The 26,286-nt window shown below is 72.8% G+C and carries 24 protein-coding genes and 2 tRNA genes; 22 read left to right on the top strand and 4 right to left on the bottom strand.

The window, feature by feature from the left end; all coding sequences use genetic code 11:
- Window positions 1-469: 469 nt before the first annotated feature.
- The 3 genes from AMK11_RS03840 (at window position 470) to AMK11_RS03830 (ending at window position 3,625) form a co-directional block, all read left to right on the top strand.
- The gene (locus tag AMK11_RS03840; RefSeq protein WP_073722985.1) at window positions 470-1,756 is read left to right on the top strand and encodes a glutamate-5-semialdehyde dehydrogenase; all 1,287 of its coding nucleotides are present in this window, start codon (window positions 470-472) and stop codon (window positions 1,754-1,756) included.
- Window positions 1,757-1,889: 133 nt separating this feature from the next.
- Window positions 1,890-2,468 carry an SCO2584 family spore wall biosynthesis protein gene (locus AMK11_RS03835; RefSeq protein WP_073722984.1) on the top strand — a complete coding sequence of 193 codons (579 nt, stop codon included), beginning with the start codon at window positions 1,890-1,892 and terminating at the stop codon, window positions 2,466-2,468.
- An 86-nt stretch (window positions 2,469-2,554) separates the two neighbouring features.
- Complete coding sequence (locus tag AMK11_RS03830; RefSeq protein WP_073722983.1) at window positions 2,555-3,625, top strand: SCO2583 family membrane protein; 1,071 nt, start codon at window positions 2,555-2,557, stop codon at window positions 3,623-3,625.
- Window positions 3,626-3,674: 49 nt separating this feature from the next.
- Here the strand turns inward: AMK11_RS03830 and AMK11_RS03825 are convergent, their stop codons facing one another.
- Window positions 3,675-4,841: a M48 family metallopeptidase gene (locus AMK11_RS03825; RefSeq protein WP_073722982.1), complete on the bottom strand. Its 1,167-nt coding sequence runs from the start codon at window positions 4,839-4,841 to the stop codon at window positions 3,675-3,677.
- Between the two features lie 142 nt (window positions 4,842-4,983).
- On the opposite strand from AMK11_RS03825, the gene AMK11_RS36680 reads away from it, so the two are divergent.
- From AMK11_RS36680 to AMK11_RS03790, 10 genes are all read left to right on the top strand, one after another.
- A complete protein-coding gene (locus AMK11_RS36680; RefSeq protein WP_079187196.1) occupies window positions 4,984-5,145 on the top strand; it encodes a hypothetical protein in 162 nt (53 codons plus the stop codon).
- Window positions 5,146-5,297: 152 nt separating this feature from the next.
- The gene (locus AMK11_RS36675; protein WP_079187195.1) at window positions 5,298-5,465 is read left to right on the top strand and encodes a hypothetical protein; all 168 of its coding nucleotides are present in this window, start codon (window positions 5,298-5,300) and stop codon (window positions 5,463-5,465) included.
- Between the two features lie 74 nt (window positions 5,466-5,539).
- Window positions 5,540-6,250: a nicotinate-nucleotide adenylyltransferase gene (nadD, locus tag AMK11_RS03820; RefSeq protein WP_073722981.1), complete on the top strand. Its 711-nt coding sequence runs from the start codon at window positions 5,540-5,542 to the stop codon at window positions 6,248-6,250.
- A 17-nt stretch (window positions 6,251-6,267) separates the two neighbouring features.
- Entirely contained in the window at window positions 6,268-8,034 is a 1,767-nt protein-coding gene (locus AMK11_RS03815) for an LCP family protein (RefSeq protein WP_073722980.1), read from the top strand.
- 81 nt (window positions 8,035-8,115) lie between these two features.
- Complete coding sequence (gene rsfS, locus AMK11_RS03810) at window positions 8,116-8,562, top strand: ribosome silencing factor (protein ID WP_073722979.1); 447 nt, start codon at window positions 8,116-8,118, stop codon at window positions 8,560-8,562.
- Complete coding sequence (locus tag AMK11_RS03805) at window positions 8,559-9,230, top strand: histidine phosphatase family protein (RefSeq protein ID WP_073722978.1); 672 nt, start codon at window positions 8,559-8,561, stop codon at window positions 9,228-9,230. Before rsfS ends, AMK11_RS03805 begins: the two co-directional genes overlap by 4 nt.
- 145 nt (window positions 9,231-9,375) lie before the next feature.
- Window positions 9,376-9,448: transfer RNA gene (locus AMK11_RS03800), tRNA-Ala, on the top strand.
- Between the two features lie 201 nt (window positions 9,449-9,649).
- A complete protein-coding gene (locus tag AMK11_RS37300) occupies window positions 9,650-9,823 on the top strand; it encodes a hypothetical protein (protein WP_107429636.1) in 174 nt (57 codons plus the stop codon).
- A 3-nt stretch (window positions 9,824-9,826) separates the two neighbouring features.
- Window positions 9,827-10,060, top strand: coding sequence for a hypothetical protein (locus tag AMK11_RS03795; RefSeq protein ID WP_003976229.1), 234 nt, complete (start codon window positions 9,827-9,829; stop codon window positions 10,058-10,060).
- Between the two features lie 127 nt (window positions 10,061-10,187).
- Window positions 10,188-10,260, top strand: a tRNA-Ala gene (locus tag AMK11_RS03790).
- Window positions 10,261-10,334: 74 nt separating this feature from the next.
- Here the strand turns inward: AMK11_RS03790 and AMK11_RS03785 are convergent.
- Together AMK11_RS03785 and AMK11_RS03780 are read right to left on the bottom strand one after the other, a co-directional pair.
- The gene (locus AMK11_RS03785; RefSeq protein WP_073722977.1) at window positions 10,335-11,948 is read right to left on the bottom strand and encodes an NADH-quinone oxidoreductase subunit NuoF family protein; all 1,614 of its coding nucleotides are present in this window, start codon (window positions 11,946-11,948) and stop codon (window positions 10,335-10,337) included.
- Window positions 11,945-13,210 (bottom strand): ferric reductase-like transmembrane domain-containing protein, encoded by a 1,266-nt coding sequence (locus AMK11_RS03780; RefSeq protein WP_073722976.1) that lies wholly within the window; start codon window positions 13,208-13,210, stop codon window positions 11,945-11,947. The genes AMK11_RS03785 and AMK11_RS03780 overlap by 4 nt, the downstream gene beginning before the upstream one ends.
- Before the next feature lie 494 nt (window positions 13,211-13,704).
- On the opposite strand from AMK11_RS03780, the gene leuS reads away from it, so the two are divergent.
- The 5 genes from leuS to AMK11_RS03755 all read left to right on the top strand — a co-directional run bounded on the left by leuS (window position 13,705) and on the right by AMK11_RS03755 (window position 22,223).
- Entirely contained in the window at window positions 13,705-16,590 is a 2,886-nt protein-coding gene (leuS, locus tag AMK11_RS03775) for a leucine--tRNA ligase (protein ID WP_073722975.1), read from the top strand.
- Window positions 16,591-16,794: 204 nt separating this feature from the next.
- Window positions 16,795-17,553, top strand: a complete 759-nt coding sequence (locus AMK11_RS03770) for a hypothetical protein (protein ID WP_073722974.1) — start codon at window positions 16,795-16,797, stop codon at window positions 17,551-17,553.
- A gap of 72 nt (window positions 17,554-17,625) precedes the next feature.
- Window positions 17,626-18,471 carry a DegV family protein gene (locus AMK11_RS03765; RefSeq protein ID WP_073722973.1) on the top strand — a complete coding sequence of 282 codons (846 nt, stop codon included), beginning with the start codon at window positions 17,626-17,628 and terminating at the stop codon, window positions 18,469-18,471.
- Between the two features lie 126 nt (window positions 18,472-18,597).
- Window positions 18,598-19,638, top strand: a complete 1,041-nt coding sequence (locus AMK11_RS03760; RefSeq protein ID WP_073722972.1) for a ComEA family DNA-binding protein — start codon at window positions 18,598-18,600, stop codon at window positions 19,636-19,638.
- Window positions 19,635-22,223 (top strand): ComEC/Rec2 family competence protein, encoded by a 2,589-nt coding sequence (locus tag AMK11_RS03755; protein WP_079187194.1) that lies wholly within the window; start codon window positions 19,635-19,637, stop codon window positions 22,221-22,223. The genes AMK11_RS03760 and AMK11_RS03755 overlap by 4 nt, the downstream gene beginning before the upstream one ends.
- A 43-nt stretch (window positions 22,224-22,266) precedes the next feature.
- On the opposite strand, the gene AMK11_RS03750 is transcribed toward AMK11_RS03755, so the two are convergent.
- On the bottom strand, window positions 22,267-22,890 hold the full coding sequence (locus AMK11_RS03750; protein ID WP_073722971.1) for a histidine phosphatase family protein: 624 nt from the start codon (window positions 22,888-22,890) through the stop codon (window positions 22,267-22,269).
- Between the two features lie 98 nt (window positions 22,891-22,988).
- On the opposite strand from AMK11_RS03750, the gene AMK11_RS03745 reads away from it, so the two are divergent.
- The 4 genes from AMK11_RS03745 to holA all read left to right on the top strand — a co-directional run bounded on the left by AMK11_RS03745 (window position 22,989) and on the right by holA (window position 26,131).
- Entirely contained in the window at window positions 22,989-23,810 is an 822-nt protein-coding gene (locus AMK11_RS03745; protein ID WP_073722970.1) for an arylamine N-acetyltransferase family protein, read from the top strand.
- A gap of 146 nt (window positions 23,811-23,956) precedes the next feature.
- Entirely contained in the window at window positions 23,957-24,838 is an 882-nt protein-coding gene (locus tag AMK11_RS03740; RefSeq protein ID WP_079187193.1) for a YceI family protein, read from the top strand.
- A gap of 15 nt (window positions 24,839-24,853) precedes the next feature.
- On the top strand, window positions 24,854-25,099 hold the full coding sequence (locus tag AMK11_RS03735; RefSeq protein WP_073723928.1) for a hypothetical protein: 246 nt from the start codon (window positions 24,854-24,856) through the stop codon (window positions 25,097-25,099).
- A 42-nt stretch (window positions 25,100-25,141) separates the two neighbouring features.
- Window positions 25,142-26,131 carry a DNA polymerase III subunit delta gene (holA, locus tag AMK11_RS03730; RefSeq protein ID WP_198941289.1) on the top strand — a complete coding sequence of 330 codons (990 nt, stop codon included), beginning with the start codon at window positions 25,142-25,144 and terminating at the stop codon, window positions 26,129-26,131.
- Window positions 26,132-26,286 lie beyond the last annotated feature (155 nt).

The following is a 26,286-nucleotide window of genomic DNA, read 5'->3' as shown; positions in this document are numbered from 1 at the left end:
CGCGATCGCCGGGCCGCCTCCGAGCCGCCGGGGCTGCTCCCGCGCCTCGCCCCGTGCCGTCCCTGCGCTCCCGCGCCGCCCGGCCGCCGGGCCGCTCCCGCACCGCCGGACCGTCCCCGCGCCGCCGGACCGCCGGGCCGCCGGACCGCCGGGCCGCCGGACCGCCGGGCCGCCGGGCCGCCGGACCGCCGGGCCGCCCCCGAGCCACTGGGCCGCTCCCGCGTCACCCTGCGCCGCCTGACCGCCGCCGCGCCGCCTGACCGCCCCCGGCCGCTTGGCCGTCCCGAGCCGCCGGGGGTGCTCCCACGCCGCCGCCGGCCCCGCCCCCGCGCCACCGGGCTCGCCTCCCCGAGCCGCGACCGGAAACCGGACACGGGCCCCGGTCCGTCCCTTTTCGCCGCGTCCGGCGCATGTCTCGGGGTTTGGGACGACCGGTGGGCGGCCCCGTCCGGGCTACTACGCTTCCCCCATGACCACGCTCTCGCCGTACGACTCGATGTCCCCGGTCACCCGGGCCGCCTACCGGGCCAAGGCCGCCGCGGCCGACCTCGCGCCGCTGCCGCGGGCCGCCAAGGACGACGCGCTGCTCGCCGTCGCGGACGCGCTGGAGGTCCGTACCAGCGAGATCGTCGAGGCCAACGCCCAGGACGTGGCCAAGGCCCGCGCCGCCGGGACCAGCGAGGCCATCGTCGACCGGCTGACGCTGACCCCGGAGCGGGTCCGTGCCATCGCCTCCGACGTGCGGGACGTCGTCGCCCTGCCCGACCCGGTCGGCGAGGTCGTGCGCGGCAACACCCTCCCCAACGGCATCGACCTGCGCCAGGTCCGCGTGCCGCTCGGCGTCGTCGGCATCATCTACGAGGGCCGGCCCAACGTCACCGTCGACGCCGCCGCCCTCTGTCTGAAGTCCGGCAACGCGGTGCTGCTGCGCGGTTCCTCCTCCGCCTACCAGTCCAACACCGCCCTCGTCCGGGTCCTCCGCGACGCCGTGGGCGGGGCCGGGCTGCCCGCCGACGCCGTGCAGCTGGTGCCCGGCGAGAGCCGCGAGAGCGTGCGCGAGCTGATGCGGGCCCGCGGCCTGGTCGACGTGCTCATCCCGCGCGGTGGCGCCTCGCTGATCAACACCGTCGTCCAGGAGTCCACCGTCCCCGTCATCGAGACCGGCACCGGCAACTGCCACGTCTACGTCGACGCCCAGGCCGACCTCGACACGGCCGTCGACATCCTCGTCAACTCCAAGGCCCAGCGGGTCGGCGTCTGCAACGCCGCCGAGACCCTCCTGGTCCACCAGGACATCGCCGCCGACTTCCTGCCCCGCGCCCTGGACGCCCTCGCCGAGGCCGGCGTCACCGTGCACGCCGACGAGCGGGTCATGGCGTACGCCGAGGACTCGAAGGTGACGGCCGTCGAGGCCACGCCGGAGGACTGGGAGACCGAGTACCTGTCGTACGACATCGCCGCGGCCGTCGTCGACTCCCTCGACAAGGCCGTCGAGCACATCCGGTTGTGGACCTCCGGCCACACCGAGGCGATCGTGACGACCTCGCAGCAGGCCGCCCGCCGCTTCACCCAGCTGGTCGACTCCACCACCGTCGCCGTGAACGCCTCGACGCGCTTCACCGACGGCGGCCAGTTCGGCTTCGGCGCCGAGATCGGCATCTCCACGCAGAAGCTCCACGCCCGGGGTCCGATGGGCCTGCCGGAGCTGACCAGCACCAAGTACATCGTCACCGGCGACGGGCACGTACGGCGCTGACGGCCGGCGCCGCGCCCACGGCGCACGCCGAGAGTGGACGCCACGCGCCCGTGACCCGATCGGGGCATCTCACCCACCGGATGAATTTCCCCGCCGTCTGCCCAAATCGACCCCCCAGGTCTACTCTGGACCCGTGCCGGAGGACGTGGGGGGTAGGCCGTTCCCTGACGGCTGGGAGCCCGACGACGACCACGACCACGGGGTGTCGGACGAAGAGTTCGCCTCCGTGGTCTTCGACGAGGCATTCGTACAGGCGGCCGCGGTGCACGAGCCGTCCGCCGTCGAACGCCTCCTGGCCGCCGCCGAGGCCAGAGCCGAGGCCACCGAGGCGGAAGCGGCCCGCCGCGGCCGCAGCAGAGCCGAGCGCTACGACGACGGGTACGGCGATTTCGGCCATGATCCCGACCTCGACGACCCGGACGACGACCGCGACCTCCTGGACCGCCCCTACGGCGCCCCGCCGGCCACCGGCAAGCAGGTCCGCTGGCACCGGCCGGTCGCCTGGATGCTCGCCGTCGTGATGGGCGTCGGCATGGTCGCGCTGGCCTTCGCGGCCGTCTACCGCGGCGCCTCATCGGGCAGCGGCACCCAGCAGGTGCCCCCACCGGCCTCACCCGCCTCCACCGGTCCCGAGCAGGGCGGCAAGGTGACGCCGTCGGCCTCCGCCGACTACTCCCAGCCCGCCGTCCCGGTCATCCCGCACAGCCCCTGACCTGCTCGCCCGGCGGCTCGGAAGCTGTCCCGACTTGACCCGCGGCGGCGCGTTTACCGGGCCCCGGGCAGACCAACCCTGAAGGTATGGCAGGGCTTGGCGACCCGCCCGGAGGGACGCCCGAGGGCTCCCCCGGAGGCGGAGAGGACGAATACCGATCCGTCGTCTTCGACGAGTCGTTCGTCCGCGCTGCCCGGCTGGAGGAGTTCTCCGCCCAGGAGCGCATGGCCGACCACGCGCACGCCGTACGCCGCCGCACCCCGCTGCGTCGGGCCGGCCTCTCCCGGCAGGCCCTGATCCTCGTCGTCCTCGTCGCCGTCGCCGTCGGCACCGCCCTCTACATGGGCGTACGGCACCCGTACCAGAGCCCCGCCACCCAGCGGCCCGCCGAGCCGGTGCGGATGACCGTCGTCCCGCTCGCCCCGCAGGGCGAGGTGCCCGGCGCGGCCGACGCCGCCCACCTGTACGAGCACAGCCCCGCCGCCGAGTTCCGGACCGCGGCGAAGGGCGTCCCGCTGCCGGGCCACCACCGCACCGCGCACTTCTCGGACGACCAGGTGATGAACGCACTGACCACCGCCAAGCAGTACATCGTCCGCTCGGCGCTGGACCCGGACGTGCTCGGCGGCGAGGAGGTCCGGTCGGTACGGGTGCTGCTCGACCCGGCCCAGCTGGAACAGTTCGACCGGAGCTTCGAGAGGCCCACCCCGGACGGCCGGCACGCGGCCACCGGATGGCTGGTGCGCTTCGATCCCGCCCGCACCGAGCTGGCCGACGCCGAGATCCGGGTGCACGGCAGCATGCGGTTCACGGAGACCGACGCCTCCACGCTGGAGGTCACGGCCGACCACACCATGGTGTATCCGCTGCGGCCCGCCGGCGACGACCGGGCGGAGACGTCCCTGTTCACCGTCCGGCGCGAACTGCACTTCCGCTTCGACCGGGACGACCTGCGCCTGCGGCAGACACAGCTCGTCGCCTCCCACGTCCAGGCCGGACCGCTCTCCTGCGCCCACGACCCGGCCGGCCACCTGCGCCCGCTGCTCGCCGGCCAGACGGCCGGGACCGGACTCCCGGCCGGCACCGACCCCTACACCGAGGACAACCCCAAGGCCCTGTGCGGCACGCTCGCGGCGAGCGCCCAGCCGACGGTGTAGGGCCTGTCCTCAGGAGCCCCCACGGCCTCTCGGGCGCCCCCGCGGCCTCTCAGACGCCGCCGCCCGGCGGACGGTCGTCCGGCCTCTCGGAACCGCCCGGCGTCCCCTCCGGCCCCGGCCCCTCGGACGACGACCCGTTCCCGTCCTTCCCGTCCTCGTCCTTGGGCGGTCGCTGCGAGGACGTGAAGCCGCCGAAGCCGCGCCGCATCCGGTCGCCGAGGTCCCCGGCGCCGCCGGCGATGTCGTTCACCAGCTTCATCAGCGGGTCCTTGGAGTCGCGCACATGGGTGGCGTAGCTGGACGCCGACTCGCGGAAGGAACCCCGCACCGAGGTGTCCTTGTCCTCGTCGCGCCGCGGGTAGTGGCCGTCCATGATCCGCTGGTAGTCCCGGGAGGCCGCCCACTTCTTCAGCTCGGCGGCCCGCACCGTCGTGAAGGGGTGCGAACGGGGCAGCACGTTGAGGATCTTCAGCACGGAGTCGCGCAGGTCGCCGCCCGCCTCGTACTCGTCGGCCTGCTCCAGGAACGCGTCCACGTTCATCTCGTGCAGGTGGTTGCCGCCCGCGATCTTCATCAGGCCCCGCATGGACGCCTGGAGGTCCTGGCCGACCAGCAGACCCGCGCGGTCGGCGGACAGCTCCGACTTGCGGAACCACTCGCGCAGCGCGGTCACGATCGCCATGATCGCCACGTTGCCCAGCGGGATCCAGGCGACCCGGACCGCGAGCGAGGTCAGGAAGAGCAGGATGGTCCGGTAGACCGCGTGCCCGGACAGCGCGTGCCCGACCTCGTGCCCGACGACCGCCCGCATCTCCTCCTCGTCCAGCAGCTCGACCAGGCCCGTGGTGACCACGATGATCGGCTCGTCCAGGCCGATGCACATCGCGTTCGGAGCCGGGTCCTGCTTGACGTACATCGCCGGGACCTTCTCCAGGTCCAGGATGTAGCAGGCGTCGCGCAGCATGACGTTCAGATGGGCGAACTGCCGGTCGGAGACGCGTACCGAGTCGGACAGGAACAGCAGCCTGAGGCTGCGCTCGGGCAGCAGGCCGCTCAGCGCCTTGAACACCGTGTCGAAGCCGCTCAGCCTGCGCAGCGCCACCAGCGCGCTGCGGTCGGCCGGGTGCTCGTACGCACGCGAGGAGATTCCGGGGAAGCGCCTGCGCTGCCTGCTCGGCACGTTCTCGTGCCCGTTGTGCTGGTGGCCGTCGGACATGTCTTCCCCCATGTGCGTGGTGTGTGGCCTGTGCGTATGTCTGGGCCTTTACTAACCCTTGTGCGGCCCTTTGCGCCCCCGAAGCCGAGCCCAGCCTAGGCGGAGATACCGTGGACGGGCAGTACAGCGAAGGAGTCCCGTCATGGCGCACACCCCCCACACCGACTGGCTCGCCGCCGCGGCGACGGCGGCAGAGCAGCAGGGGCCGGGGAATCTGCTCCGGATCGTGCTGATCGTGATGGTGGTGGGCTGTGTGCTGACCGCGTGGTTCCTGCTGCGGGGGTACAGCCGGAAGGACGACTGACGTCACCCGAAGGTTCCCCGGACCGCACCGGACCCGCACCGGACCACCCTCGGACCTCCCCGACGGCGGAGTCGGCGTGATCGCCCGCGAGGCGCCCGCATACGATGAGGCGACGTCTTTATTCCGCCCACACCGGATAGGTCCTGCCGAAGATGAGCTTCCACAGCACCGCTGCCCAGATCGTGACCCTCGCCTCCGAGGGTGGCGAGGGTCACGGCGGCAACCACGAGAGTCTCAGCCCCTACCTCACCGGCATCGGCGCGTTCGTCATCCTGATGCTCCTCCTGTGGATCACCACCCGGTTCAACCGCGACCGCTGAGGACGGGGGGCCGTGGGCCCCCAGGCAGTGGGCCCGGCAGGAGCCGTCACGCCGGGCCGGTAGGGTCTGCACGCATGGGAGAGCAGGACATGCCTACCGGTCCGGCGCGCGACACGGCGCACGCGCCGGCGCACGGCACGCACAACCGCGCGGTGCCCGTCCGCGCCACCGGCCGGGGCAACGGCCCGGCGCCCTCGGGCAAGCGCCGCCTCGGCGTCATGGGCGGCACCTTCGACCCGATCCACCACGGTCACCTCGTGGCGGCCAGCGAGGTCGCCGCACAGTTCCACCTCGACGAGGTGGTGTTCGTGCCCACCGGGCAGCCCTGGCAGAAGAGCCACCGCACGGTCTCCGCCGCCGAGGACCGCTACCTGATGACGGTCGTGGCGACCGTCGAGAACCCGCAGTTCTCCGTGAGCCGCATCGACATCGACCGCGGCGGCCCCACCTACACCGTGGACACCCTGCGCGACCTGCGCGCGCTCAACCCGGACGCCGACCTGTTCTTCATCACCGGCGCCGACGCCCTCGCCCAGATCCTGACCTGGCGCGACAGCGAGGAGCTGTTCTCCCTCGCCCACTTCATCGGCGTCACCCGGCCCGGTCACACGCTGACGGACGCCGGACTCCCCAAGGGCGGCGTCTCGCTGGTCGAGGTTCCCGCCCTCGCCATCTCCTCCACGGACTGCCGTGCGAGAGTCGCCAAGGGCGACCCCGTCTGGTACCTGGTGCCGGACGGAGTCGTGCGCTACATCGACAAGCGCCAGCTGTACCGCGGCGAGTGAGCCGAGAGGGGCACCGGGTGAACGACGGATACGACGCGGGATACGGCGGCGGCGACCAGTACGAGATCGTCGGCTACGACGAGTACGGCCGGCCCGTGTACCGCCAGGCCCAGGCCCACGGCCAGGCCCCCTCCCAGGCCGGCGGTCAGCAGCCGTACGACCTCTACGACCCGTACGGGCAGCACCAGGCCGGGCAGGACCGGCAGAGTCACCAGAACCACCAGAACCACCAAAACCATCCGGGCTACGGCTACGACCCGTACGCGGGCGGCGGTCAGCAGCCCTACGACGCCTACGGCTCCTACGGCTCCCAGCCGGGCTGGGACACCGGCCAGCAGCCGTACGACCCCCACAACACCCCCAGCCCTTACGCCCCCTACGGCCAGGCGGCCGCCGGCACCCCGCAGTCCCGGGTCGCCGAGCAGACCGCGCACATCCCGCAGCAGGCGGGCCCGCCCGGCGAACCGGAGCCCTCCGCCGAGGGCGCCGGACCCGACGGGGACGACCGGGAGTACCGCACCGAGCAGTTCGCCTTCGTCGAGGAGCCCACCGACGACTCCGAGGACGTCATCGACTGGATGAAGTTCACGGAGAACCGCACCGAACGCCGCGAGGAGGCCCGGCGCCGCGCCCGCACGCGGATCGTCGCCCTGGTCGTCGTCCTGGCGCTGGTCGCGGTCGGCGGCGTCGGCTACCTCTGGTACGCCGGGAAGCTGCCCGGCACGTCCGCCTCGGAGGACAAGACGGGCGGTACGACGGCGGCGGGCGCCCAGAAGCGCGACGTGATCGCCGTCCACCTGCACGACACCGACGGCGGCGGCACCTCCACCGCGCTGCTCGTCGACAACACCACCGCCGAGCAGGGCACCGCCGTCCTGCTGCCCAACACCCTCGCCCTGACCGCCGACGACGGCACCGCGACCACGCTCGCGAAGTCCGTCGACGAGGCCGGCCCCGACGCGACCCGCACCGCGCTCGACACGGTCCTCGGCACCGACATCGAGGGCACCTGGCGCCTGGACACGCCCTACCTCCAGATCCTGGTCGACCTGGTCGGCAACATCGAGGTCGACACCGACACCGACGTCCCCGACCCGGACGCCAAGGACAAGGGCGCCGCCCCCCTCGTCCACAAGGGCGAGGCCCAGACCCTCAGCGGCAAGATGGCCGTCGCCTACGCCACGTACCGAGGCTCAGGCGAGGCGGCCGACGCCCAGTTGCAGCGGTTCGGGCAGGTCATGCAGGGCGTGCTGCGGAAGCTCTCCTCCGATCCGCAGGCCGCGACGACCACCGTCCAGACCCTCGGGCTGATCCTCGACCCGCCGCTGACCGAGAAGGACCTCGGCTCCTTCCTCGCCGGGCTCTCCGACCTCGCCAAGGGCGGCGACTTCAAGACCGAGCTGCTGCCCGTCCAGGACGACGGCAGGCTCAGCGCCGAGGCCGCCGACGGCGTCGTCAAGGACGTCCTGGGCGGCACCGCCAAGAGCCCCGACAAGGACGCGGCGCTCAGCGTCTCGGTCCGTAACGCCACCGGCGTCGAGGAGCGCACCGCCAAGGCCCGCGTCACCCTCCTCAACGGCGGCTTCACCTTCCTGTCCGGCGGCACCGCCTCCGGCACCGAGGCGACCTCGGAGGTCGTCTACGCCGAGGCCGCCGACAAGGAGAGCGCCGTCCAGGTCGCCAAGACCCTGGGCCTGTCCGCCGACGCCGTGCAGCAGGGCGAGGTCTCCGCCAACGCCAGGGTCTCGGTGGTGCTCGGCCAGGACTACGACCCGGCGTCGTAGGGGCGGACGTTTATCACGTGGGCCGCCGTCGGCGGTCGTGAGACCCTTGAGGTCAAACGACCGCCGACCGAAAGCCACGCAGTGACCGCGACCGACCGATCCATCGAACTCATCAACGCCGCCGCCCAGGCGGCAGCCGACAAGCTCGCGCACGACGTCATCGCCTACGACGTCAGCGACGTGCTGTCGATCACGGACGCCTTCCTGCTGGCCTCCGCGCCCAACGACCGCCAGGTCAAGTCGATCGTCGACGAGATCGAGGAACGGCTCAACAAGGAACTGGGCGCCAAGCCGGTGCGCCGCGAGGGCGACCGCGAGGCCCGCTGGGTCCTGCTCGACTACGTCGACATCGTCGTCCACGTCCAGCACAGCGAGGAGCGCGTCTTCTACGCCCTGGAGCGGCTGTGGAAGGACTGCCCCGAGCTGGAGCTGCCCGCCGACGCCAAGGAGACGCGCGGCAAGGCCAAGGAGCACGCCGAGCGCCAGGCCGCCGAGGAGGCGACGGAGACCGACGGGGACTGGCGGTGAGCGCCACCGGCGAGGTGACGGCCGGCCGGCCCGGCCGCGGCCGGCGCGTCATCCTGTGGCGGCACGGCCAGACCTCGTGGAACGTGGAGCGCCGCTTCCAGGGCACCACCGACGTGGAGCTCACCGGGACCGGCGTCGCCCAGGCCCGTCGCGCCGCCCAGCTGCTGGTGCACCTGAAGCCCGACGCGATCGTCGCCTCCGACCTCGCGCGCGCCGCGAACACGGCCGCGGAGCTGGCGGCCCTCACCGGCCTCGAGGTGACGCTGGAGGAGGGCCTGCGGGAGACCTACGCGGGCGTCTGGCAGGGCCTGACCCACGACGAGATCATCGCCCGGCACGGCGAGGAGTACGCGGCGTGGAAGCGCGGCGAGCCGGTCCGCCGCGGCGGCGGCGAGCTGGAGACCGAGGTCGCCGACCGGGCTGCCCCCGTCGTGCTCCGGCACGCCGAGAAGCTCGCCGAGGACGGCACCCTCGTCGTGGTCAGCCACGGCGGCACCATCCGCACCACCATCGGCCGTCTGCTCGGCCTGGAGCCGCACAGCTGGGAGAGCCTTGGCGGCCTCACCAACTGCTGCTGGTCCGTCCTGGGCGAGGGCGCCCGGGGCTGGCGCCTGCTGGAGCACAACGCCGGCACCCTGCCGGAACCGGTGCTCGGCGACGACGACTGAGCGCCCGGGGGAGTGGCCGGGGAGCGGGCTCCGGGCTGGCCCGGGACCCGGATTTCACTTTCCGGCAGGTCGCAGGCTAAAGTTCTTCTTGTTCGCCCCGCCGAGCGGGACGAAACACCACACGGCTCCGGCCGGGTGGCAGCAAGGGGCTATAGCTCAGTTGGTAGAGCGCCTGCATGGCATGCAGGAGGTCAGGAGTTCAATTCTCCTTAGCTCCACAGCCCACGGACGAATCCCGTCCCCCTCGGGGGGCGGGATTTTTCGTTTGCGTCCGCTTGAGCAACACGCGTCCCACAGGCGTATACCTCGGTGGAACTCCGTGTCCGGACTGGTACTGAGGCGTCGCTGACCGTATTGGCCCGCTCGTGGCAGAATCAAACGGCCGGAAGGGGACCGCGACCCGACGGGAGGGAGTGGCGATGCCTGCGAGCGTCATCGAGGAGGTCGGTCACCTCCTCGGCTCGGCGGTGACACGGAACACGGCCACTCGTCTCCTCTGCCCCTCCTGCGGTTCCGGGCACGTGGCCCAGGTCCTCGGGGACAACGGCGGAATCTCGTACGTGTGCACGGCCTGCGGCCACAGCTGGAGCTGATCGATGGGTGCACACAGGCGGAAGTGCGACTGGTGCGGCAGCGGCACGCCGATCGTGCGGGACATGGAGCCGGTCAACCCGGACTACCAGTACTGGTGCGAGGAGTGCGCGCGGGCGCTGATCATAAAGGGCGACCCGATCGAGACGTACCGCGAACTCGAGGGCGAGCCGATCTACGGCCGGCTCCTGGAGGAGCACTGCACACTCAAGCGCTTCTACTCGTTCGTCACGGCGTAGCGGCCGGACCTGCGTAGCGACCCCTGCAAGCGGGCAAATCGGGCGAACCGGAAACGATTTGGTGTTGTGCCCGGTGGACCGTGTAATGTTGGCGTCGCCGCCGGGGAAACCGGGCGGAACGAAACAAGGGGCTATAGCTCAGTTGGTAGAGCGCCTGCATGGCATGCAGGAGGTCAGGAGTTCAATTCTCCTTAGCTCCACAGGAAGACAGGGAAACCCCCGGATCACCGATCCGGGGGTTTCCTCGTGTTCAGCAGCGTGTTCAGCAGCGTGTTCAGCGGCCCAGCGCCCGGCGGCCCCGGCCCGGGGAGAGGACCGGCAGGTTGGACCGCGAGGACGGGGCGGCCTGTGCCCGGGTGTCCCCCTCGATGCGCAGCGCGAGCGCCGGGCAGCGGCGCACCGCGCGCACCGCCTTGGCCTCCGCGAAGCGCGGTACGTCCGCCTGTGCGACGGTCGGGAAGCCGTCGGCGCCGAGCTGGAAGACCTCCGGGAGGACGTCGGCGCACAGCCCGTGGCCCCGGCACAGCGTCCAGTCCACGTAGATCTTCTGCCGGCTGGGCCCGTTCTCCCCGTCGCCGCCCGGGATGCCCGTAGGGGTCCCCCCACCCTCCAGGAGGGGCAGGACGCCCGCCACGGGCCGTCCGCAGCCGTTGCCGAGGACGTGGGCGGCGAGGTCGTCCGTGAACGCCTTGACCGTCGACTCCAGGAACATCGCCGAGCCGTCCGGGTGCGAGCAGGCGCCGCGCCGCTTCACGTTCCGCGCGACCTGCTTGACCGCCTCCAGGGCGGCCGGGCCGCCGCCGTTCAGGATGTCCTCCAGGCCCCGCGCGGCGGCCGGCAGACCGAGGTAGCAGGGGCCGCACTGGCCCGCGCTCTCCTGCGCCAGCCACTGCGCCACCCGCAGCGACTCGCCCAGCGGGCAGGTGTCCTGACCGATCGGCAGGATCGCGCCCGCGCCGAGCGAGCCGCCCACCTGCTGCAGCGAGTTGCGGGAGACGATCGCCTCGCCGACGGTCGCCGCGTCGATCCACTTGCCGTGGTAGCCGCCCGTCAGCACCCCCTGCGGCACCGGCGGGGCGCCCGCCAGCTGGAGGACGTAGCGCAGCGGCACGCCCGTCGGCACCTCGATCACCATCGGCCGGGCGACCGCCCCGGAGACGGTGAGCATGACGGTGCCCGGCTCGTCGTACAGGCCGGTGTTGCCGTAGCGCTCCGGGCCGATGCGGGCCGCGATCGCGAGCTGCGCGAAGGTCTCGGCGTTGGACAGCAGGGTCGGTGCGCCGCCCACGCCGCTCTTCGAGGCGCTGACCTTGCGGCCGGGCGGGATCGCCGGGCCGCCGTCGATGGAGCGGATCAGCGAGGCCGCCGCGCCGGTGACCATGCGCACCGGGTTGCGCTGCACGCGTGCGCGCAGGGCGGAGCGGCGTCCGTTGCTCAGGCCGCGTTCGGCGAGGGCCGCCTCCATGGAGCGCTGGGTGGACTCACGGGTGACGCCGATGACGAGGGTGCGGGCGCCCATCGCCTCGGCGCACAGCAGCGCGCCGTCCAGGATCAGGTGCGGGGCACGGTTGATCAGCACCGTGTCCTTGCGGCAGGCCGGTTCGTCCTCGCTGCCGTTGACGACCACGACCGGACGCACGCCGCGCTTGATGGCGGACTCGGCGACCGAGCGCAGCTTCTTGTGGAAGGGGAAGCCCGCGCCGCCGCGGCCCTTCAGGTTGATGCGTTCGGAGAGCTGCGCGAGCTGCTCCCCGCCCATCGGTTCGAGCGGCCCGTGCACCTTGAGGTGCATGGGAAGATCCAGGCGCTCGACAAGGTCGAAGCCCGACGTGAGCTGGGGAAGACCGACCACGCGGACTTCGGGGACGTCGGGCAGGGCCTCGTTCACTTAAAGCCTCCGGAGGGCGTGTTCCAAGGTTCGCCCGAACCCGGTGCGTCGAAGTCGTGGGACGACGAGGGCGCACCGGGGCTAGGTTCGGTTGCGGGACCGCTGTTGTACGTGTCGTTGGGGTAGTACGTGTCGTACACGGCGTTCGTCTCACCGGTGTCGTACACGTCACTCGAGCCGTAGCCCGACGAGTGGCCGTAGCCCGACGACTGGCCGGTGGTGTCCGGGCCGTCGTAGACCGGGATGGTGTGTCCGGTGTCGTTGAGCGGGTCGTACGCCGACGGGGGCGCCTCCCCGACCGGGGGCGGCGAGGGCACCGGCCAGCTTCCCGACGTGCTGCCGCCGCCGTCCACCAGCGGCATCGCCTCGGTGGCACGCATGTCCGGCGGCAGCCGGTCGGACGCGGCCGTGTCGGCCGTCAGCGGCCGGCGGCGTCCGCCCGGCGGGTTGGACACCGCGCGGTAGGCCGCCGCGAAGCCGCCCGCCGGTTCCGGTGCCGTGAGGCGTTCCGCGGGCTCGTACAGCGGTGCGGACGGGGCGCCGCCGCGCCGCCGGGGCGCCGTCCGGCTCCCGTAGCCGGGCAGCGCGGCGGCCGTGGCCCGGGACCGGCTCTCCTCCAGTTCCTCGCGGGCCACTCGCTCCTCGGTGCCCAGGAGGGCGGCGATCCGGGCGGCGACCCTGCGCTTGACCGGGCGGGGCGCCGCGCGCAGCGCCAGGGCCGCCATGACACCGAGTACGGACAGCGCGTACAGGACCGTGAACAGCGGTTTCGCCGCGCGACCCGCGTAGAGCCCGTGCAGCAGGGCCAGGCACCACGCCGGGTAGGCCAGCATGTGCATGGCCCGCCAGCGCGAGGCGACCGGCGCCGGGGCGGCGAAGCGGTTGCGCAGGGCGCCGGTGACGCCCACGAAGATCATGAGCATGCTGGCCAGGGTGCCGAAGCCGATGAGCACGGACCGGCCCCCGAACGCCTCGTCGTCCGTGGCCAGCAGCCCGAAGGGGATCACCGCGGCGACCCAGGTGGTGTGGTCCAGGGCCAGCTTGACCCCGATGTGCACCAGCAGGAACACCATCGAGGCGACAGCGGTGGTCCGGTGCACCGCCTGGGCCAGGATGCGCCGGCGGGCGTCGAGGACGACCCGGTCCTGGGCGACCAGCCCCCAGATGACGGAGCAGCTGAGGAGGACGAGAGAGAGGACACCGGCGCCGAAGTTGAGGAACTCGGCGAAGGTGTCGTCCACCGTGCTGTCGTTCGTCACCACGGCAGACCACCCCGCGTCAGGGAGGTGCGGGGAGGGGGCGAGCCGGCGCTGCCCGGGCGGATCAAGGGAGGAGGGTTCATGGGGGCGACTCCGAGCGGTTCGGGAAAGCGGTCCCGCTGCCGCACTCTAAGTGGCGCCATACCCGTGAGTACGAGGTTTGAGTTATTGCGTTGTTATCAAACGACAATGCACTCGTGGTGTTGTCCCCTTAGTTGTCGTTACGCGAAGTAACCTTTGACCTTGGTTCAGGTTCGAGTCGGCAGGAAGCCCGTCGCGGCCCGCGCGGCGACTGCGGTACCCTGACGCCATGCGTGCCGTACGCCTTCTGCTTAGCGAGCCGCGCTGATCAGTCCCGACCCCGGTCCGTTCCGGCGGTCGGAATCGGCGCGGCGTCCCCTCCTGTGCGAGGGGATTTTTCATTTCCCGGCAATCGCAGCCGCTGGTCTTGAAGGTCGCAGCCGCTGGCAGAGACGATCGATGGAGCTTTGAGGATCATGAGCGAGACGAACCCCGCGGCGACCGCCCCCGTGACGGCGGACGCCGCGCCGCACCGCTACACGGCGGCCGTGGCCGCCGAGATCGAGGCACGCTGGCAGGACTTCTGGGACGCCGAGGGGACGTACGCCGCACCGAACCCCAAGGGTGACCTGGCGGGTGACCCGGAGCTGGTCGCCAGGCCCAAGAAGTTCATCATGGACATGTTCCCGTACCCCTCGGGTGCGGGCCTGCACGTCGGCCACCCCCTGGGGTACATCGCCACCGACGTCTTCGCCCGCTTCCAGCGGATGACCGGCCACAACGTCCTGCACACCCTGGGCTTCGACGCCTTCGGCCTGCCCGCCGAGCAGTACGCCGTGCAGACCGGCACGCACCCGCGCGTGTCCACCGAGGCCAACATCAAGAACATGCAGAGCCAGCTGCGCCGGCTGGGCCTGGGCCACGACAACCGCCGGTCGTTCGCCACGATCGACCCGGAGTACTACAAGTGGACCCAGTGGATCTTCCTGCAGATCTTCAACTCCTGGTACGACGACGTGGCGAGGAAGGCCCGCCCGATCGCCGAGCTGGTCGCCCAGTTCGAGTCCGGTGAGCGCGCCGTCGGCGGCGACCGCTCCTGGGACGAGCTGACCGAGGGCGAGCGCGCCGACGTGCTGGGCGAGTACCGCCTGGCCTACGCCTCCGACGCGCCCGTCAACTGGTGCCCCGGTCTGGGCACCGTGCTGGCCAACGAGGAGGTCACCGCCGACGGCCGCTCCGAGCGCGGCAACTTCCCCGTCTTCAAGTCCAAGCTGCGCCAGTGGAACATGCGGATCACCGCCTACGCCGACCGGCTGCTGGACGACCTGGACGAGCTGGACTGGCCCGAGGCCATCAAGCTGCAGCAGCGCAACTGGATCGGCCGCTCCGAGGGCGCCCGCGTCGACTTCCCGATCGACGGCGAGAACATCACCGTCTTCACCACCCGCCCCGACACCCTGTTCGGCGCCACCTACATGGTGCTGGCGCCCGAGCACCCGCTGGTCGAGAAGTTCACCCCGGCCGCCTGGCCCGAGGGCACCCACGACGTGTGGACCGGCTCACACGCCACCCCGACCGAGGCCGTCGCCGCCTACCGCGCGCAGGCCGCCTCCAAGTCCGACGTCGAGCGGCAGGCCGAGGCCAAGGACAAGACCGGCGTCTTCATCGGCGCGTACGCGACCAACCCGGTCAACGGCGAGCGGGTCCCGGTCTTCATCGCCGACTACGTGCTGATGGGGTACGGCACCGGCGCGATCATGGCGGTTCCGGCGCACGACACCCGTGACTTCGAGTTCGCGCGCGCCTTCGAGCTGCCGATCCGCTGCGTCGTCGAGCCGACGGACGGCCGGGGCACGGACACGTCGGCCTGGGACGAGGCGTTCGCCTCGTACGACGCGAAGATCGTGAACTCCTCCGGTGCGGACGTCTCCCTGGACGGCCTGGGCGTCGTCGAGGCCAAGGCCCGCGTCACCGAGTGGCTGGAGCGCTCCGGCGCCGGCCGCGGCACCGTCAACTTCCGTCTGCGCGACTGGCTGTTCAGCCGCCAGCGCTACTGGGGCGAGCCCTTCCCGATCGTCTACGACGAGGACGGCATCGCCCACGCCCTGCCCGAGTCGATGCTGCCCCTGGAGCTGCCCGAGGTCGAGGACTACTCCCCGCGCACCTTCGACCCCGACGACGCCGACACCCGGCCCGAGACGCCGCTGTCCCGCAACGAGGACTGGGTCCACGTCACCCTGGACCTGGGCGACGGCCGCGGCCCGCGCAAGTACCGGCGCGAGACCAACACCATGCCCAACTGGGCCGGCTCCTGCTGGTACGAGCTGCGCTACCTGGACCCGCACAACAGCGAGAAGCTGGTCGACCCCGAGATCGAGCAGTACTGGATGGGCCCGCGCGAGGGCCTGCCGCACGGCGGCGTCGACCTGTACGTCGGCGGCGCCGAGCACGCCGTGCTGCACCTGCTGTACGCCCGCTTCTGGTCCAAGGTCCTGTTCGACCTGGGGCACGTCTCCTCCGCCGAACCGTTCCACAAGCTGTTCAACCAGGGCATGATCCAGGCGTACGTCTACCGCGACGCGCGCGGCATCGCCGTACCCGCCGCCGAGGTCGAGGAGCGCGACGGGGCGTACTTCTACCAGGGCGAGAAGGTCTCCCGGCTGCTGGGCAAGATGGGCAAGTCCCTGAAGAACGCCGTCACCCCCGACGAGATCTGCGCCGAGTACGGTGCCGACACCCTGCGCCTGTACGAGATGGCCATGGGCCCGCTGGACGTGTCCCGCCCCTGGGACACCCGCGCGGTGGTCGGCCAGTTCCGGCTGCTGCAGCGGCTGTGGCGCAACGTCGTGGACGAGACCACCGGTGACGTGACGGTGGCGGACACGGAGCCCGACGAGGACACCCTGCGCGCCCTGCACAAGGCCATCGACGGAGTGCGGCAGGACCTGGAGGGCATGCGGTTCAACACCGCGATCGCCAAGGTCACCGAGCTGAACAACCACCTGACCAAGGTGGGCGGCCCCGTCCCGCGCACGGTCGCCGAGCGCCTGGTGCTGCTGGTCGCGCCGCTGGCCCCGCACGTCGCCGAGGAACTGTGGCGCAAGCTGGGGCACGAGTCCTCGGTGGTCCACCAGGACTTCCCGGTGGCCGACCCGGCGTACGTGGTCGACGAGACCGTGACCTGCGTCGTCCAGATCAAGGGCAAGGTCAAGGCGCGTCTGGAGGTCTCCCCGTCCGTCTCCGACGAGGACCTGGAGAAGGCGGCGCTGGCCGACGAGAAGGTCGTGGCCGCGCTGGGCGGCGCCGGGATCCGGAAGGTCATCGTGCGAGCGCCGAAGCTGGTGAACATCGTTCCGGCGTGAGACGGGCGGCCGGGTAGGACAGCCCCCTACGGGCCGTTTCAGGGATGTGTGCGGGCAGGTTCGGGGTTCCGTCGGAACCTGGGGCCTGCCCGCTGCGTTTACCGTGGAAGAGCGGCGCGGAGAGTGCCGCGGCCTGTCGATCTGTCGGCCGGTCGGCCTGCCGGTCTGCCGTCCGGTGGGCCGGACGCTCGGAGGAGGAGCTTCGTGGAAGCAGCCATCACAGTCTTCGCCCTGCTCTTCCTGCTCGCCGTCGTGCTGGGCGTCTACGCCACGGTGAAGGCCGTCGGCGCCGCCAAGCGCAGCGTGGACCGCGGCATCACCCAGGCCCGCCGCACGGTCGAGGACCACACGCTGCGCGCCAAGTCCCTCGTCCAGGTCGGCCCGGCCGCCGAGCTCGCCCAGCTGCGGCTGACATTGCGCACCTCGATGCGGGCCACGCAGGACGCCCTGCACGCGGGCGTCGCCGAGGACGAGTCCCTCAAGGAGTCCCTGGGCCTCTTCGAGCGGCTCAGCGCGCACGCATTCGAACTGGACGGGGAGCTCAGGCGCCTGGAGTCCGAACCCGACCGTGCCACGCTCGCCCAGCGCCTGCCCGAGCTGCGGGAACGCACCGAGCGCATCGCCCGGTCGGCGGAGTCCCTGCGCTGGGCGGCCCGTGACCGGGCCCGCCGCTTCGCCGACGACGACCTGGACTCGCTCAGCGCCCAGATCGACGTCGAGGCCGGTGCGCTGCGGCACTGGACCGAGACGGAGCCCGCCGCCGCGCCGCCGTCCTGGCCCGAGGCGCCGGCCACCGACGCCCCGCCCGCCCCGCAGAGCTGGCCGAAGGAACCGCGGCCGGAACCGCGGTCGGAACCGCGACCGGAGCCCGCGGAAGAGTCCGAGCGGCCCGCCATCACCCCGCCCGCTCCGAGCCCCGTCCACCCCTGGCAGAAGCAGGCCCGCCCGGAGAACACGACCTGATCACAGCCCTCCGGGAGCCGGCCACCGGGGCCGGGCTGCCGTATGGGCGCTACGGCAGGTAACCTCCAGCTCATGTCCCGCCATGTCGCGATCGTCACGGATTCAACGGCCTACCTCCCGGCCCGGACGATGGAGCGGCACGGCATCACCGCGGTACCCCTGACCGTCGTCCTCGGCGACCGGGCGCTGGAAGAGGGCACCGAGATCTCGACCCGTTCGCTGGCCCAGGCCCTGCAGAAACGGCGCCCGGTCACCACCTCCCGCCCCGCGCCCGAGCTCTTCGCCGAGACCTACCGCCGCATCGCCGACTCCGGCGCCGACGCCATCGTCTCCCTCCACCTCTCCGCGGAGCTCTCCGGCACCCACGACGCGGCCGTCGTCGCCGCGCGGGAGGCGCCGGTGCCGGTGCGGGTCGTGGACACCGGCATGATCGCGATGGCCCTCGGCTTCTGCGCGCTCGCCGCGGCGGAGACGGCGGAGACGGGCGGCACCGTGGACGAGGCGGTCACGGCCGCGGAGAAGCGGGCCGCGGGCACCTCCGCCTACTTCTACGTCGACACCCTGGACTACCTGCGCCGGGGCGGCCGGATCGGAGCCGCCCAGGCCCTGTTCGGCTCCGCGCTCGCGGTGAAACCCCTGCTGCAGCTGGCCGACGGACGCATCGAGCCCCTGGAGAAGGTCCGTACGGCGTCCAGGGCCATCGCCCGGCTGGAGGAAATCGTCGCCGAGCGCGCGGGCAGTGCCCCCGTCGACATCGCCGTCCACCATCTCGCCGCGCCCGACCGGGCGTCGGCCCTGGGGGAGCGCCTGCGGGAGCGGGTGCCGGCACTGGCCGACCTGCATGTGAGCGAGGTCGGCGCGGTGATCGGGGCGCACACAGGGCCGGGGCTGTTGGGGGTCGTGGTCTCGTCGCGGTGACGCGTCGGTCACTCGGGACGCGCCCTATCACTCGTGTGAGGGCCTGAGTTGTCCACAACTTGTCGGTAGTCCCCCGGAATCGAGCATGATCATCGCGAGGTGGCGAGGTGCCCCCATCCTCGTCGCATGGCTCTTCGATCACGCACACGTACACCGCACGCGACCAGCGGCCCGGGACGCGGGCCGGCCTCGGACGGCCGTTCCCGCCACCGTCGCGCACTCCGCTCCCGTCCCGGTCCACCCGGCGGCGCACGGCACGGGCGCCGTCGTCCGCCGCCGGACGATCTCCGTCTCCGCGCGGAGGCGATCTTCGGCGAAGGCGCCGGTGTGCGGGGGGAGTCGGGGAAGGGACCGCCGGACGGGGAACAGGAGCGGGAGCCGGGCAGGGCGGGGACCGCACCGGATCCGGTCGCCCTCACGGACGCCGGGGCTGCCGCGGACGCCGACGCGCTCACCTGGCGCGAACGCGCCGGGCAGGCGCTGCGGGAGCGCGTGCCGGTGTGGCTGCAGACCCGGTGCGGGGTGGAGCGGCGCAGCGCGGTCGCGCTCACGGTCCTGCTCGTGGTCGCCGCGGTCTTCGCCGTGCAGCACTTCTGGACCGGCCGCACCCAGCCGGTCTCCGCGCCCGAGGTGGTGCGGGAGGCGGCGGCCTACGGTGCCGGGGAGAAGAGCGAGGCGGCCGACGGGCGGACGGCCCCCGACCCGCCCGCGGGCACCGCGCCGGCGACGGCCGGGGCCGAGATCGTGGTGGACGTCGGCGGCAAGGTGCGCGAGCCCGGGGTCCACCGGCTCCCGGCCGGTTCACGGGTCGAGGACGCCCTGCGCGCCGCCGGGGGAGTACGGTCCGGCACGAAGACCGACGGCCTGAACCGCGCCCGCTTCCTCGTGGACGGCGAGCAGGTGATCGTCGGCGCTCCGGCACAGCCCGCAGGTGCCGGCCCGAGCGGCGCGGCGGGGGGACCGGCCGCTCCCGCGGCACCGGTTTCCCTCAACACGGCAACCGCCGACCAGCTCGACACCCTCCCGGGCGTCGGCCCGGTGCTGGCTCAGCACATCATCGACTACCGCACTCGGAACGGCGGTTTCCGCTCGGTCGACGAGCTGCGCGAGGTCAACGGTATCGGCGACCGCCGCTTCGCCGACCTGCGTAATCTCGTGCGGCCATGAGCACCGGGTCGGACGACGCGCAGACGAACGCCGCCAACGGCACGGCATCTCCGCGCGCCCCCGTGCACGCCGCCTCCGGGCACCGGCTCGGAGCCGCACACCCTCGGCAGGAGGGCCCCGCGGACCTGCGGCTGGTCCCGCCCGCGCTCGCCGCCTGGGGCACGGCGGCACTGCTGCTGGACGCGCCGGCCGGGTGGGCCGTGGGCGTGGTGGCGGTCGGTCTGGCGGTGGCCGCCGCCCTGCTGCTGAGGACACGCAAACGCGGGCCCGCACGAGGACGGTCCCGGGCCTCGGTCGCCGCCCTCCTCCTCTGCGTCGCCGCCTCCGCGGCCTCGGCCGCGCTGCACGGCGCCGACCTGCGGCGCGGGCCCGTACCGGCGCTGGCCCGGCAGTACGCCACGGTCACCGCGGAGGTCGAGCTCACCGCCGACCCCCGCCTCACCCGGCCCAGAACCCGGGGGAACCGTGCCGTGCCGCGCACCGTGCTGATCGAGGGCGACGTACGACGGGTGACCGAGACCGGCGGGCGGGAGGTCCGGACGCGGACGCCGGTGCTCATGCTCGTCGACGTGGGCGGGAGTGACGAGTCGGACAAGGCAGGCGCCGGCACCGCCCGTTGGCTGGAGCTCCTGCCCACCACGCGGCTCCGCGTCACCGCTCGCACGGCGCCCCCGAGGACGCCCGGCGACCGCGTCGCCGCCGTGCTGCGGTTACGGAACGATCCCGCGGGCCCGCAGGTGGTGGCCGGCCCGTCGGACGCGCAACGACTCGCGGGACGACTGCGAGCCGGTCTGCGGGAGGCCACCGACGGCCTGTCCGCGGACGCGCGAGCCCTGCTGCCGGGGCTGGTCGTCGGGGACACCTCGCGCATCACGCCCGAGCTGGAGGAGGCGTTCAAGGAGACCGACCTCGCGCACACGCTGGCCGTGTCCGGAGCCAACTTCACGATCGTGCTGGCGCTGCTGCTCGGCCCTCCCGGACTGGCCCAGCGCAGCGAACGCCGGGGACTGGCACCACACCTCGGCATCTCCCTGCGGACGACCGCGCTGCTCGGCGGGGTGCTCGCCCTGGCCTTCGTCGTGGTGTGCCGCCCCGACCCGAGCGTGCTGCGTGCCGCCGCCTGCGGAACCGTCGCCCTCCTCGCCCTGGCCACCGGACGCCGCAGGTCCCTGCTCCCGGCGCTGGCGACGGCGGTCCTGCTGCTGGTGCTGTACGACCCGTGGCTGGCCCGCAGTTACGGCTTCCTGCTCTCCGTGCTGGCCACCGGCGCGCTGCTCACGTTCGCCCCGCGCTGGAGCGCGGCACTGCGCCGACGCGGCGTCCCGCCCCGGCTCGCCGAGGCACTGGCCGCCGCGGGCGCGGCGCAGGCCGTGTGCGCGCCGGTCGTCGCCGTGCTGTCGGCGCGGGTGAGTCTGGTCGCGGTGCCGTGCAACCTGCTCGCGGAGTTCGCGGTGGCACCGGCCACGGTGCTGGGCTTCGCGGCCCTGGCGACGGCACCACTGGCGATGCCGTTGGCCAAGGCGCTGGCCTGGTGCGGGGGCTGGCCGGCCGAGTGGATCGCGGGGATCGCCCGCACCGGCGCCGCGCTGCCCGGCGCGGGTGTGGACTGGCCGGGCAGCTGGCCGGGCGCGGCGCTCCTCGCCCTCGCCACGGTGGCGGTGCTGTTCCTCGGCCGACGGCTGCTGAAGCACCCCTGGTGGTGCGGTGTCTGCGCGGTGGTGCTGGCGCTGGCGGTGGTGCAGCCGCCACCGCTGACCCGGGTGATCGCCGGGTGGCCCCCATCCGGCTGGCGGATGGTGATGTGCGACGTGGGACAGGGCGACGCCCTGGTCCTCGCGGCGGGCGACGACACGGCCGTCGTCGTGGACGCCGGACCCGACCCGGCGCTGGTCGACCACTGCCTGCGCGCACTCGGCATCACCCGCATCCCACTCGTGCTGCTGACCCACTTCCACGCCGACCACGTGGCGGGTCTGCCCGGGGTACTGCGGGGACGCTCGGTGGGCGCGATCGAGACCACGGCCCTGGAAGAACCCGCCGACCAGGCGGAGTTCGTGCGCAGACAGGCGGCGGCCCGGCAGATCCCCCTGCGGCACGCCACCGCTGGGGAACGGCGACGGACCGGCCCGCTGTCCTGGGAGGTGGTGTGGCCACCCGCGAGCACACCACCGGCCGCCGCGCCGCCGGGTTCGCCCACGCCCCCGCCGCCGAGTGCGGAAGGCGCCAACGACGCCAGCGTCACCCTCCTGGTGCGGGCGGCGGGCCTGCGCCTGCTGCTCCTCGGGGACCTGGAGCCCCCGGCCCAGCAGGCCCTGGCGAGATCACCGGCCGCCGCGGCCCTGGAGGAGGTCGACGTACTGAAGGTCGCCCACCACGGCTCCGCCCACCAGGACCCCGGCCTCATACGGAAGGTGGCCCCGCGGCTGGCGCTCATCAGCTGCGGTGAGGACAACACCTACGGCCACCCCGCGCCGGCCACCGTCGCCGCGCTGCGCTCGCGGGGCGCGATGGTGCTGCGCACGGACCGGGACGGGGCGCTGGCGGTCGCCGGTACGGGGGAGGCGCTGCGGGTGGCGGGTGACTGAGGCATGGGCGGCTGCCGGACAGCGTCACGTGCTACAGGCACCCTCAGACGCGCACCTCGGGAGGAAATCCGGTCCAGCGCAGCTCGGTGGGCAGATGGCGCATGTCGTTGGTGGTGAGGACGGAGGCGGGCCGGCCGGGTGCGTAGCGGATGACCGTGAGTGCGGCGTTGCAGTGGTTGAGGCCGAGCCAGCGCCACGGCGGCGCGTGCATGGCGTCCCGTACGAGCCAGGCGATCAGGAAGTTGTGGGTGACGACCAGTTCGTAACGGTCCTGTTCACCGTCCACCGGCCCGGTGAACATGTCCAGTGCCCGGCGGGCCAGCGCGGGTCCCTGCTCCCGCTCCTCCTCGGTGGCCCCGGCGAGGAAGGCGAGGAAGAAGTCCGCCGATTCCACCGGGAGCTCGTGCCTGTCCGGCACGTGGGGAACGTAGTCACCGGCGACTTCCGAGGCGTGGAGAGGCACGTTCTCCAACTGGTCACCGATGAGGCGTGCGGTCTGTTCGGCCCGGGGCAGCGGACCGTGGTGAACGGCCGTCAGGGGGAGATCCCGGAGACGCCGGCCGAGCAGCACGGCTTGCCGGCGGCCGTTCTCCGTCAGCCCGCTCTCGTCCGACGACGCCTCGCCGTGCCGGGCCAGACAGAGGTATCGGGTGGCTGTGCCGGTCATCGCATGCTCCTCCACGTTCACCAGCGATCTTGTGCACCGATGGACGCCTGGCCCCGCATCGCCGGTTCCGTCCAGTCGCGTTCCAGGAGACTGAGGGCATGGAGACATCACACGTCGACGCCTATCTCCGCCGGCTCGGAGCCGATTCTCCGGCCCGGCCCACCCTCGACGCCCTGCGCGAGCTGCATCTGCGCCATCTGCGGACGGTGCCGTTCGAGAACCTGTCCGTGCACCTGGGCGAGGAGATCGTGCTGGAGGAGGCGCGGCTGCTGGAGAAGGTCGTGGGCGCGCGGCGGGGCGGGTTCTGTTACGAACTCAACGGCCTCTTCGGTGCGTTGCTGTCCGCGCTCGGGTACGAGGTCACGCTGCTCGCGGCGCGGGTGTACGGGGACGGGGGCGTGCTCGGGATCCCGTACGACCACATGGCGCTGCTGGTGCGGACGGTGGACGGGGGCGACTGGCTGGCCGACGTCGGATTCGGGGCGCACAGTCACGGCCCGTTGGAGTTCGGGGAGCGGGGCGAGCAGGAAGACCCCGGAGGGACCTTCCGGATCGCAGCGACGGGGCCGGACGCGGCCGACCTGGACGTGCTGTGCGACGGGAAGCCCGTGTACCGGCTGGAGCCGCGCCCGAGAGTGCTCGGCGACTTCGTGGCCGGTGCGTGGTGGCACAGCACCTCCCCCCGGTCGCACTTCCTCCAGTCCCCGGTGTGCTCGCGGCTCACGGAGGACGGAGGGCGGGTCACGCTCAGCGGGCGCAGGCTCACGACGACCGCCGCCGACGGGGGACGGGAGGTGCGTGAGGTGACGACGGACGAGGAGGTGCTGGGGGTGTACCGGGACCTCTTCGGTGTCCGCCTCGACCGGGTGCCCGCCGGGCCCGCCGGGCCCGCTCGTGAGGAAACCCGCCGGGAGCGCTGAAACCGGGCCACACGGGCCCACTCGTGCGTACTCGCGGCACATGCGCCGCTTTCCCGCGATGTGGCCCCGTGTTGCCTCGAAAGCCCCAATGGTGATCGAATGTTTCTTCGTTAACCATTTTTCACGTCACGCAGAGGGTGTCGCAGATGATCGGCCGCTTGCTGGGGAACCGTACGAGGCGGATGCAACGGACGGGACCCCTGGCCGCGGTGCCAACGCCGCCGAACGCGGGGGTGCTCAGCTGCCGGGTCCTCGACCCCGTCAACGAGCCGGTCGCGAACGCGGAGTTCGCGGTCAGCGACACCATGGGGCGCAAGGTGGTCGGCGGCGGGACCGACCCCTTCGGGTCGTTCGTGGCGACGGTGCCCGCGGGGGAGTACCGGCTCGCCGTGTCCGCCGAGGGCTACACGCCCTACCGGGCGTCCGCGACGGTCACCGAGGACGCGCTGGCGTCGCTCGGCGACGTGACGCTGCAGGTGGCCCAGCCCCCGGAGCTGCCCACGCCGGGCGACTGGGAGATCGAGCCGACGCACTCCTCGATCGCGTTCACCGCGCGGCACATCGGTCTGGCCCGCATCCACGGCCGCTTCAACGCGTTCGCCGGCGCGGTGCGGATCGCCGAGGACATGGAGCAGTCGGCGATGCACGTGGTGATGGACGCGGCGTCCATCGACACCAACGTGAAGATGCGCGACGACCACCTGCGGTCCGCGGACTTCCTGGATGTGCAGCGGTATCCGACGCTGGAGTTCTACGGAGACAAGTTCACGCACCGCGGCGGCAACCGCTGGGCCGTGACCGGCGCGCTGTCGCTGCACGGTGTGACGCGCACGGTCACGCTGGACGCCGAGTACCTCGGCCTCGGCAACGGCATGGAGGGCGAGACGCGGGCGGCCTGCCGCGCCACCACCGAGCTGCACCGCGACGACTTCACGGTCAGCTGGCAGACGATGCTGGCGCGCGGCATCGCCGTCGTCGGGCCCAGCATCCGCATCGACCTCGACGTGCAGATCGTGCCCAAGGCCTGACCGACAATGGCACCCGTGAGTGACGTGAGACATGTACTGGTGCTGCCCGACCGCGACGCCGCGGAGGAGCTCGCCCAGGAGCTCGGGGAGCGGTTCGGGACCGACGAGGAACCGCGCATCCTGAGGGACGCGCTGGCCGGCGAGGACGACGCCGAGGACGCCCAGTGGCTCGTCGTCCTGCGGGACGAGCGGGAGGCCCTGGACCCCGCCGAGCTGGACGCGTTCGCGGGGGAGTGGGAAGGCTGGCGCGAGGAGCCGTAGGGCACGCCGCCGCTGTCAGTGGCGCGTGCGATGCTTGTCGCGATGGCCAGGAAGACTGCGAATGACGACCCTCTCGCCCCGGTGACCCTTGCCGTGGGCCAGGAGGACCTCCTGCTCGACCGTGCCGTGCAGGAGGTGGCGGCCGCCGCGAAGGCCGCCGACGCCGACACGGACGTACGCGACCTGACCCCCGACCAGCTGCAGCCCGGCACGCTCGCCGAGCTCACCAGCCCCTCGCTCTTCGCCGAGCGCAAGGTCGTCGTCGTACGCAATGCGCAGGACCTGTCCGCCGACACGGTCAAGGACGTCAAGGCCTACCTCGGCGCGCCCGCCGAGGAGATCACCCTCGTGCTGCTGCACGCGGGCGGCGCCAAGGGCAAGGGCCTGCTGGACGCCGCGCGCAAGGCGGGCGCCCGCGAGGTGGCGTGCGCCCGGATGACCAAGCCCGCCGACCGGCTGGCCTTCGTGCGGGCGGAATTCCGCACCGCCGGGCGGTCCGCCACCCCCGAGGCGTGCCAGGCGCTGGTCGACGCGATCGGCAGCGACCTGCGGGAGCTGGCCTCGGCGGTCTCCCAGCTGACCGCCGACATCGAGGGCACGATCGACGAGGCCGTCGTCGGCCGGTACTACACCGGGCGGGCCGAGGCCTCCAGCTTCACCGTCGCCGACCGCGCGGTCGAGGGACGGGCGGCTGAGGCCCTGGAGGCGCTGCGCTGGTCCCTGGCGACCGGAGTGGCGCCGGTACTGATCACCAGCGCGCTCGCCCAGGGCGTGCGGGCCATCGGCAAGCTCTCCTCCGCCCGCGGTGGACGCCCCGCCGACCTCGCCCGCGAGCTGGGCATGCCGCCGTGGAAGATCGACCGCGTCCGGCAGCAGATGCGCGGCTGGACCCCGGACGGCGTCTCGGTGGCCCTGCGCGCGGTGGCCGAGGCGGACGCGGGGGTGAAGGGCAGCGGGGACGACCCCGAGTACGCCCTGGAGAAGTGCGTGGTGACCGTCGCGCGGGCGGCGCGTTCACGGGGACGCGCGTAACCCGGGTCGGACAGCCGTCCAACACCGGAGGTCCCGCCGCCACACCGAAGGCCCCGGCGCACGTCCTGGGGAAGGACGGCCACCGGGGCCTTCGGATCAAGCTCGCGGATCCATGCCCGCGTGGCGAACGCAGGCCGCGCATGGATCCTGGGTGC

It is taken from the genome of Streptomyces sp. CB02414 (assembly GCF_001905385.1).
In the GTDB taxonomy this organism is placed as follows: Bacteria; Actinomycetota; Actinomycetes; order Streptomycetales; family Streptomycetaceae; genus Streptomyces.
The sequence above is the reverse complement of the archived record's forward strand: the minus strand, read 5'-3'. Positions and strand labels throughout refer to the sequence as shown.

Coding starts and splice junctions, on each gene's coding strand:
- AMK11_RS03840 (WP_073722985.1), top strand. CDS start 470: ATGACCACGCTCTCGCCGTACGACTCGATGTCCCCGGTCACCCGGGCC.
- AMK11_RS03830 (WP_073722983.1), top strand. CDS start 2,555: ATGGCAGGGCTTGGCGACCCGCCCGGAGGGACGCCCGAGGGCTCCCCC.
- AMK11_RS03825 (WP_073722982.1), bottom strand. CDS start 4,841: ATGTCCGACGGCCACCAGCACAACGGGCACGAGAACGTGCCGAGCAGG.
- AMK11_RS36680 (WP_079187196.1), top strand. CDS start 4,984: ATGGCGCACACCCCCCACACCGACTGGCTCGCCGCCGCGGCGACGGCG.
- AMK11_RS36675 (WP_079187195.1), top strand. CDS start 5,298: ATGAGCTTCCACAGCACCGCTGCCCAGATCGTGACCCTCGCCTCCGAG.
- nadD (WP_073722981.1), top strand. CDS start 5,540: ATGGGAGAGCAGGACATGCCTACCGGTCCGGCGCGCGACACGGCGCAC.
- AMK11_RS37300 (WP_107429636.1), top strand. CDS start 9,650: ATGCCTGCGAGCGTCATCGAGGAGGTCGGTCACCTCCTCGGCTCGGCG.
- AMK11_RS03795 (WP_003976229.1), top strand. CDS start 9,827: ATGGGTGCACACAGGCGGAAGTGCGACTGGTGCGGCAGCGGCACGCCG.
- leuS (WP_073722975.1), top strand. CDS start 13,705: ATGAGCGAGACGAACCCCGCGGCGACCGCCCCCGTGACGGCGGACGCC.
- AMK11_RS03765 (WP_073722973.1), top strand. CDS start 17,626: ATGTCCCGCCATGTCGCGATCGTCACGGATTCAACGGCCTACCTCCCG.
- AMK11_RS03760 (WP_073722972.1), top strand. CDS start 18,598: ATGGCTCTTCGATCACGCACACGTACACCGCACGCGACCAGCGGCCCG.
- AMK11_RS03755 (WP_079187194.1), top strand. CDS start 19,635: ATGAGCACCGGGTCGGACGACGCGCAGACGAACGCCGCCAACGGCACG.
- AMK11_RS03750 (WP_073722971.1), bottom strand. CDS start 22,890: ATGACCGGCACAGCCACCCGATACCTCTGTCTGGCCCGGCACGGCGAG.
- AMK11_RS03745 (WP_073722970.1), top strand. CDS start 22,989: ATGGAGACATCACACGTCGACGCCTATCTCCGCCGGCTCGGAGCCGAT.
- AMK11_RS03740 (WP_079187193.1), top strand. CDS start 23,957: ATGATCGGCCGCTTGCTGGGGAACCGTACGAGGCGGATGCAACGGACG.
- holA (WP_198941289.1), top strand. CDS start 25,142: ATGGCCAGGAAGACTGCGAATGACGACCCTCTCGCCCCGGTGACCCTT.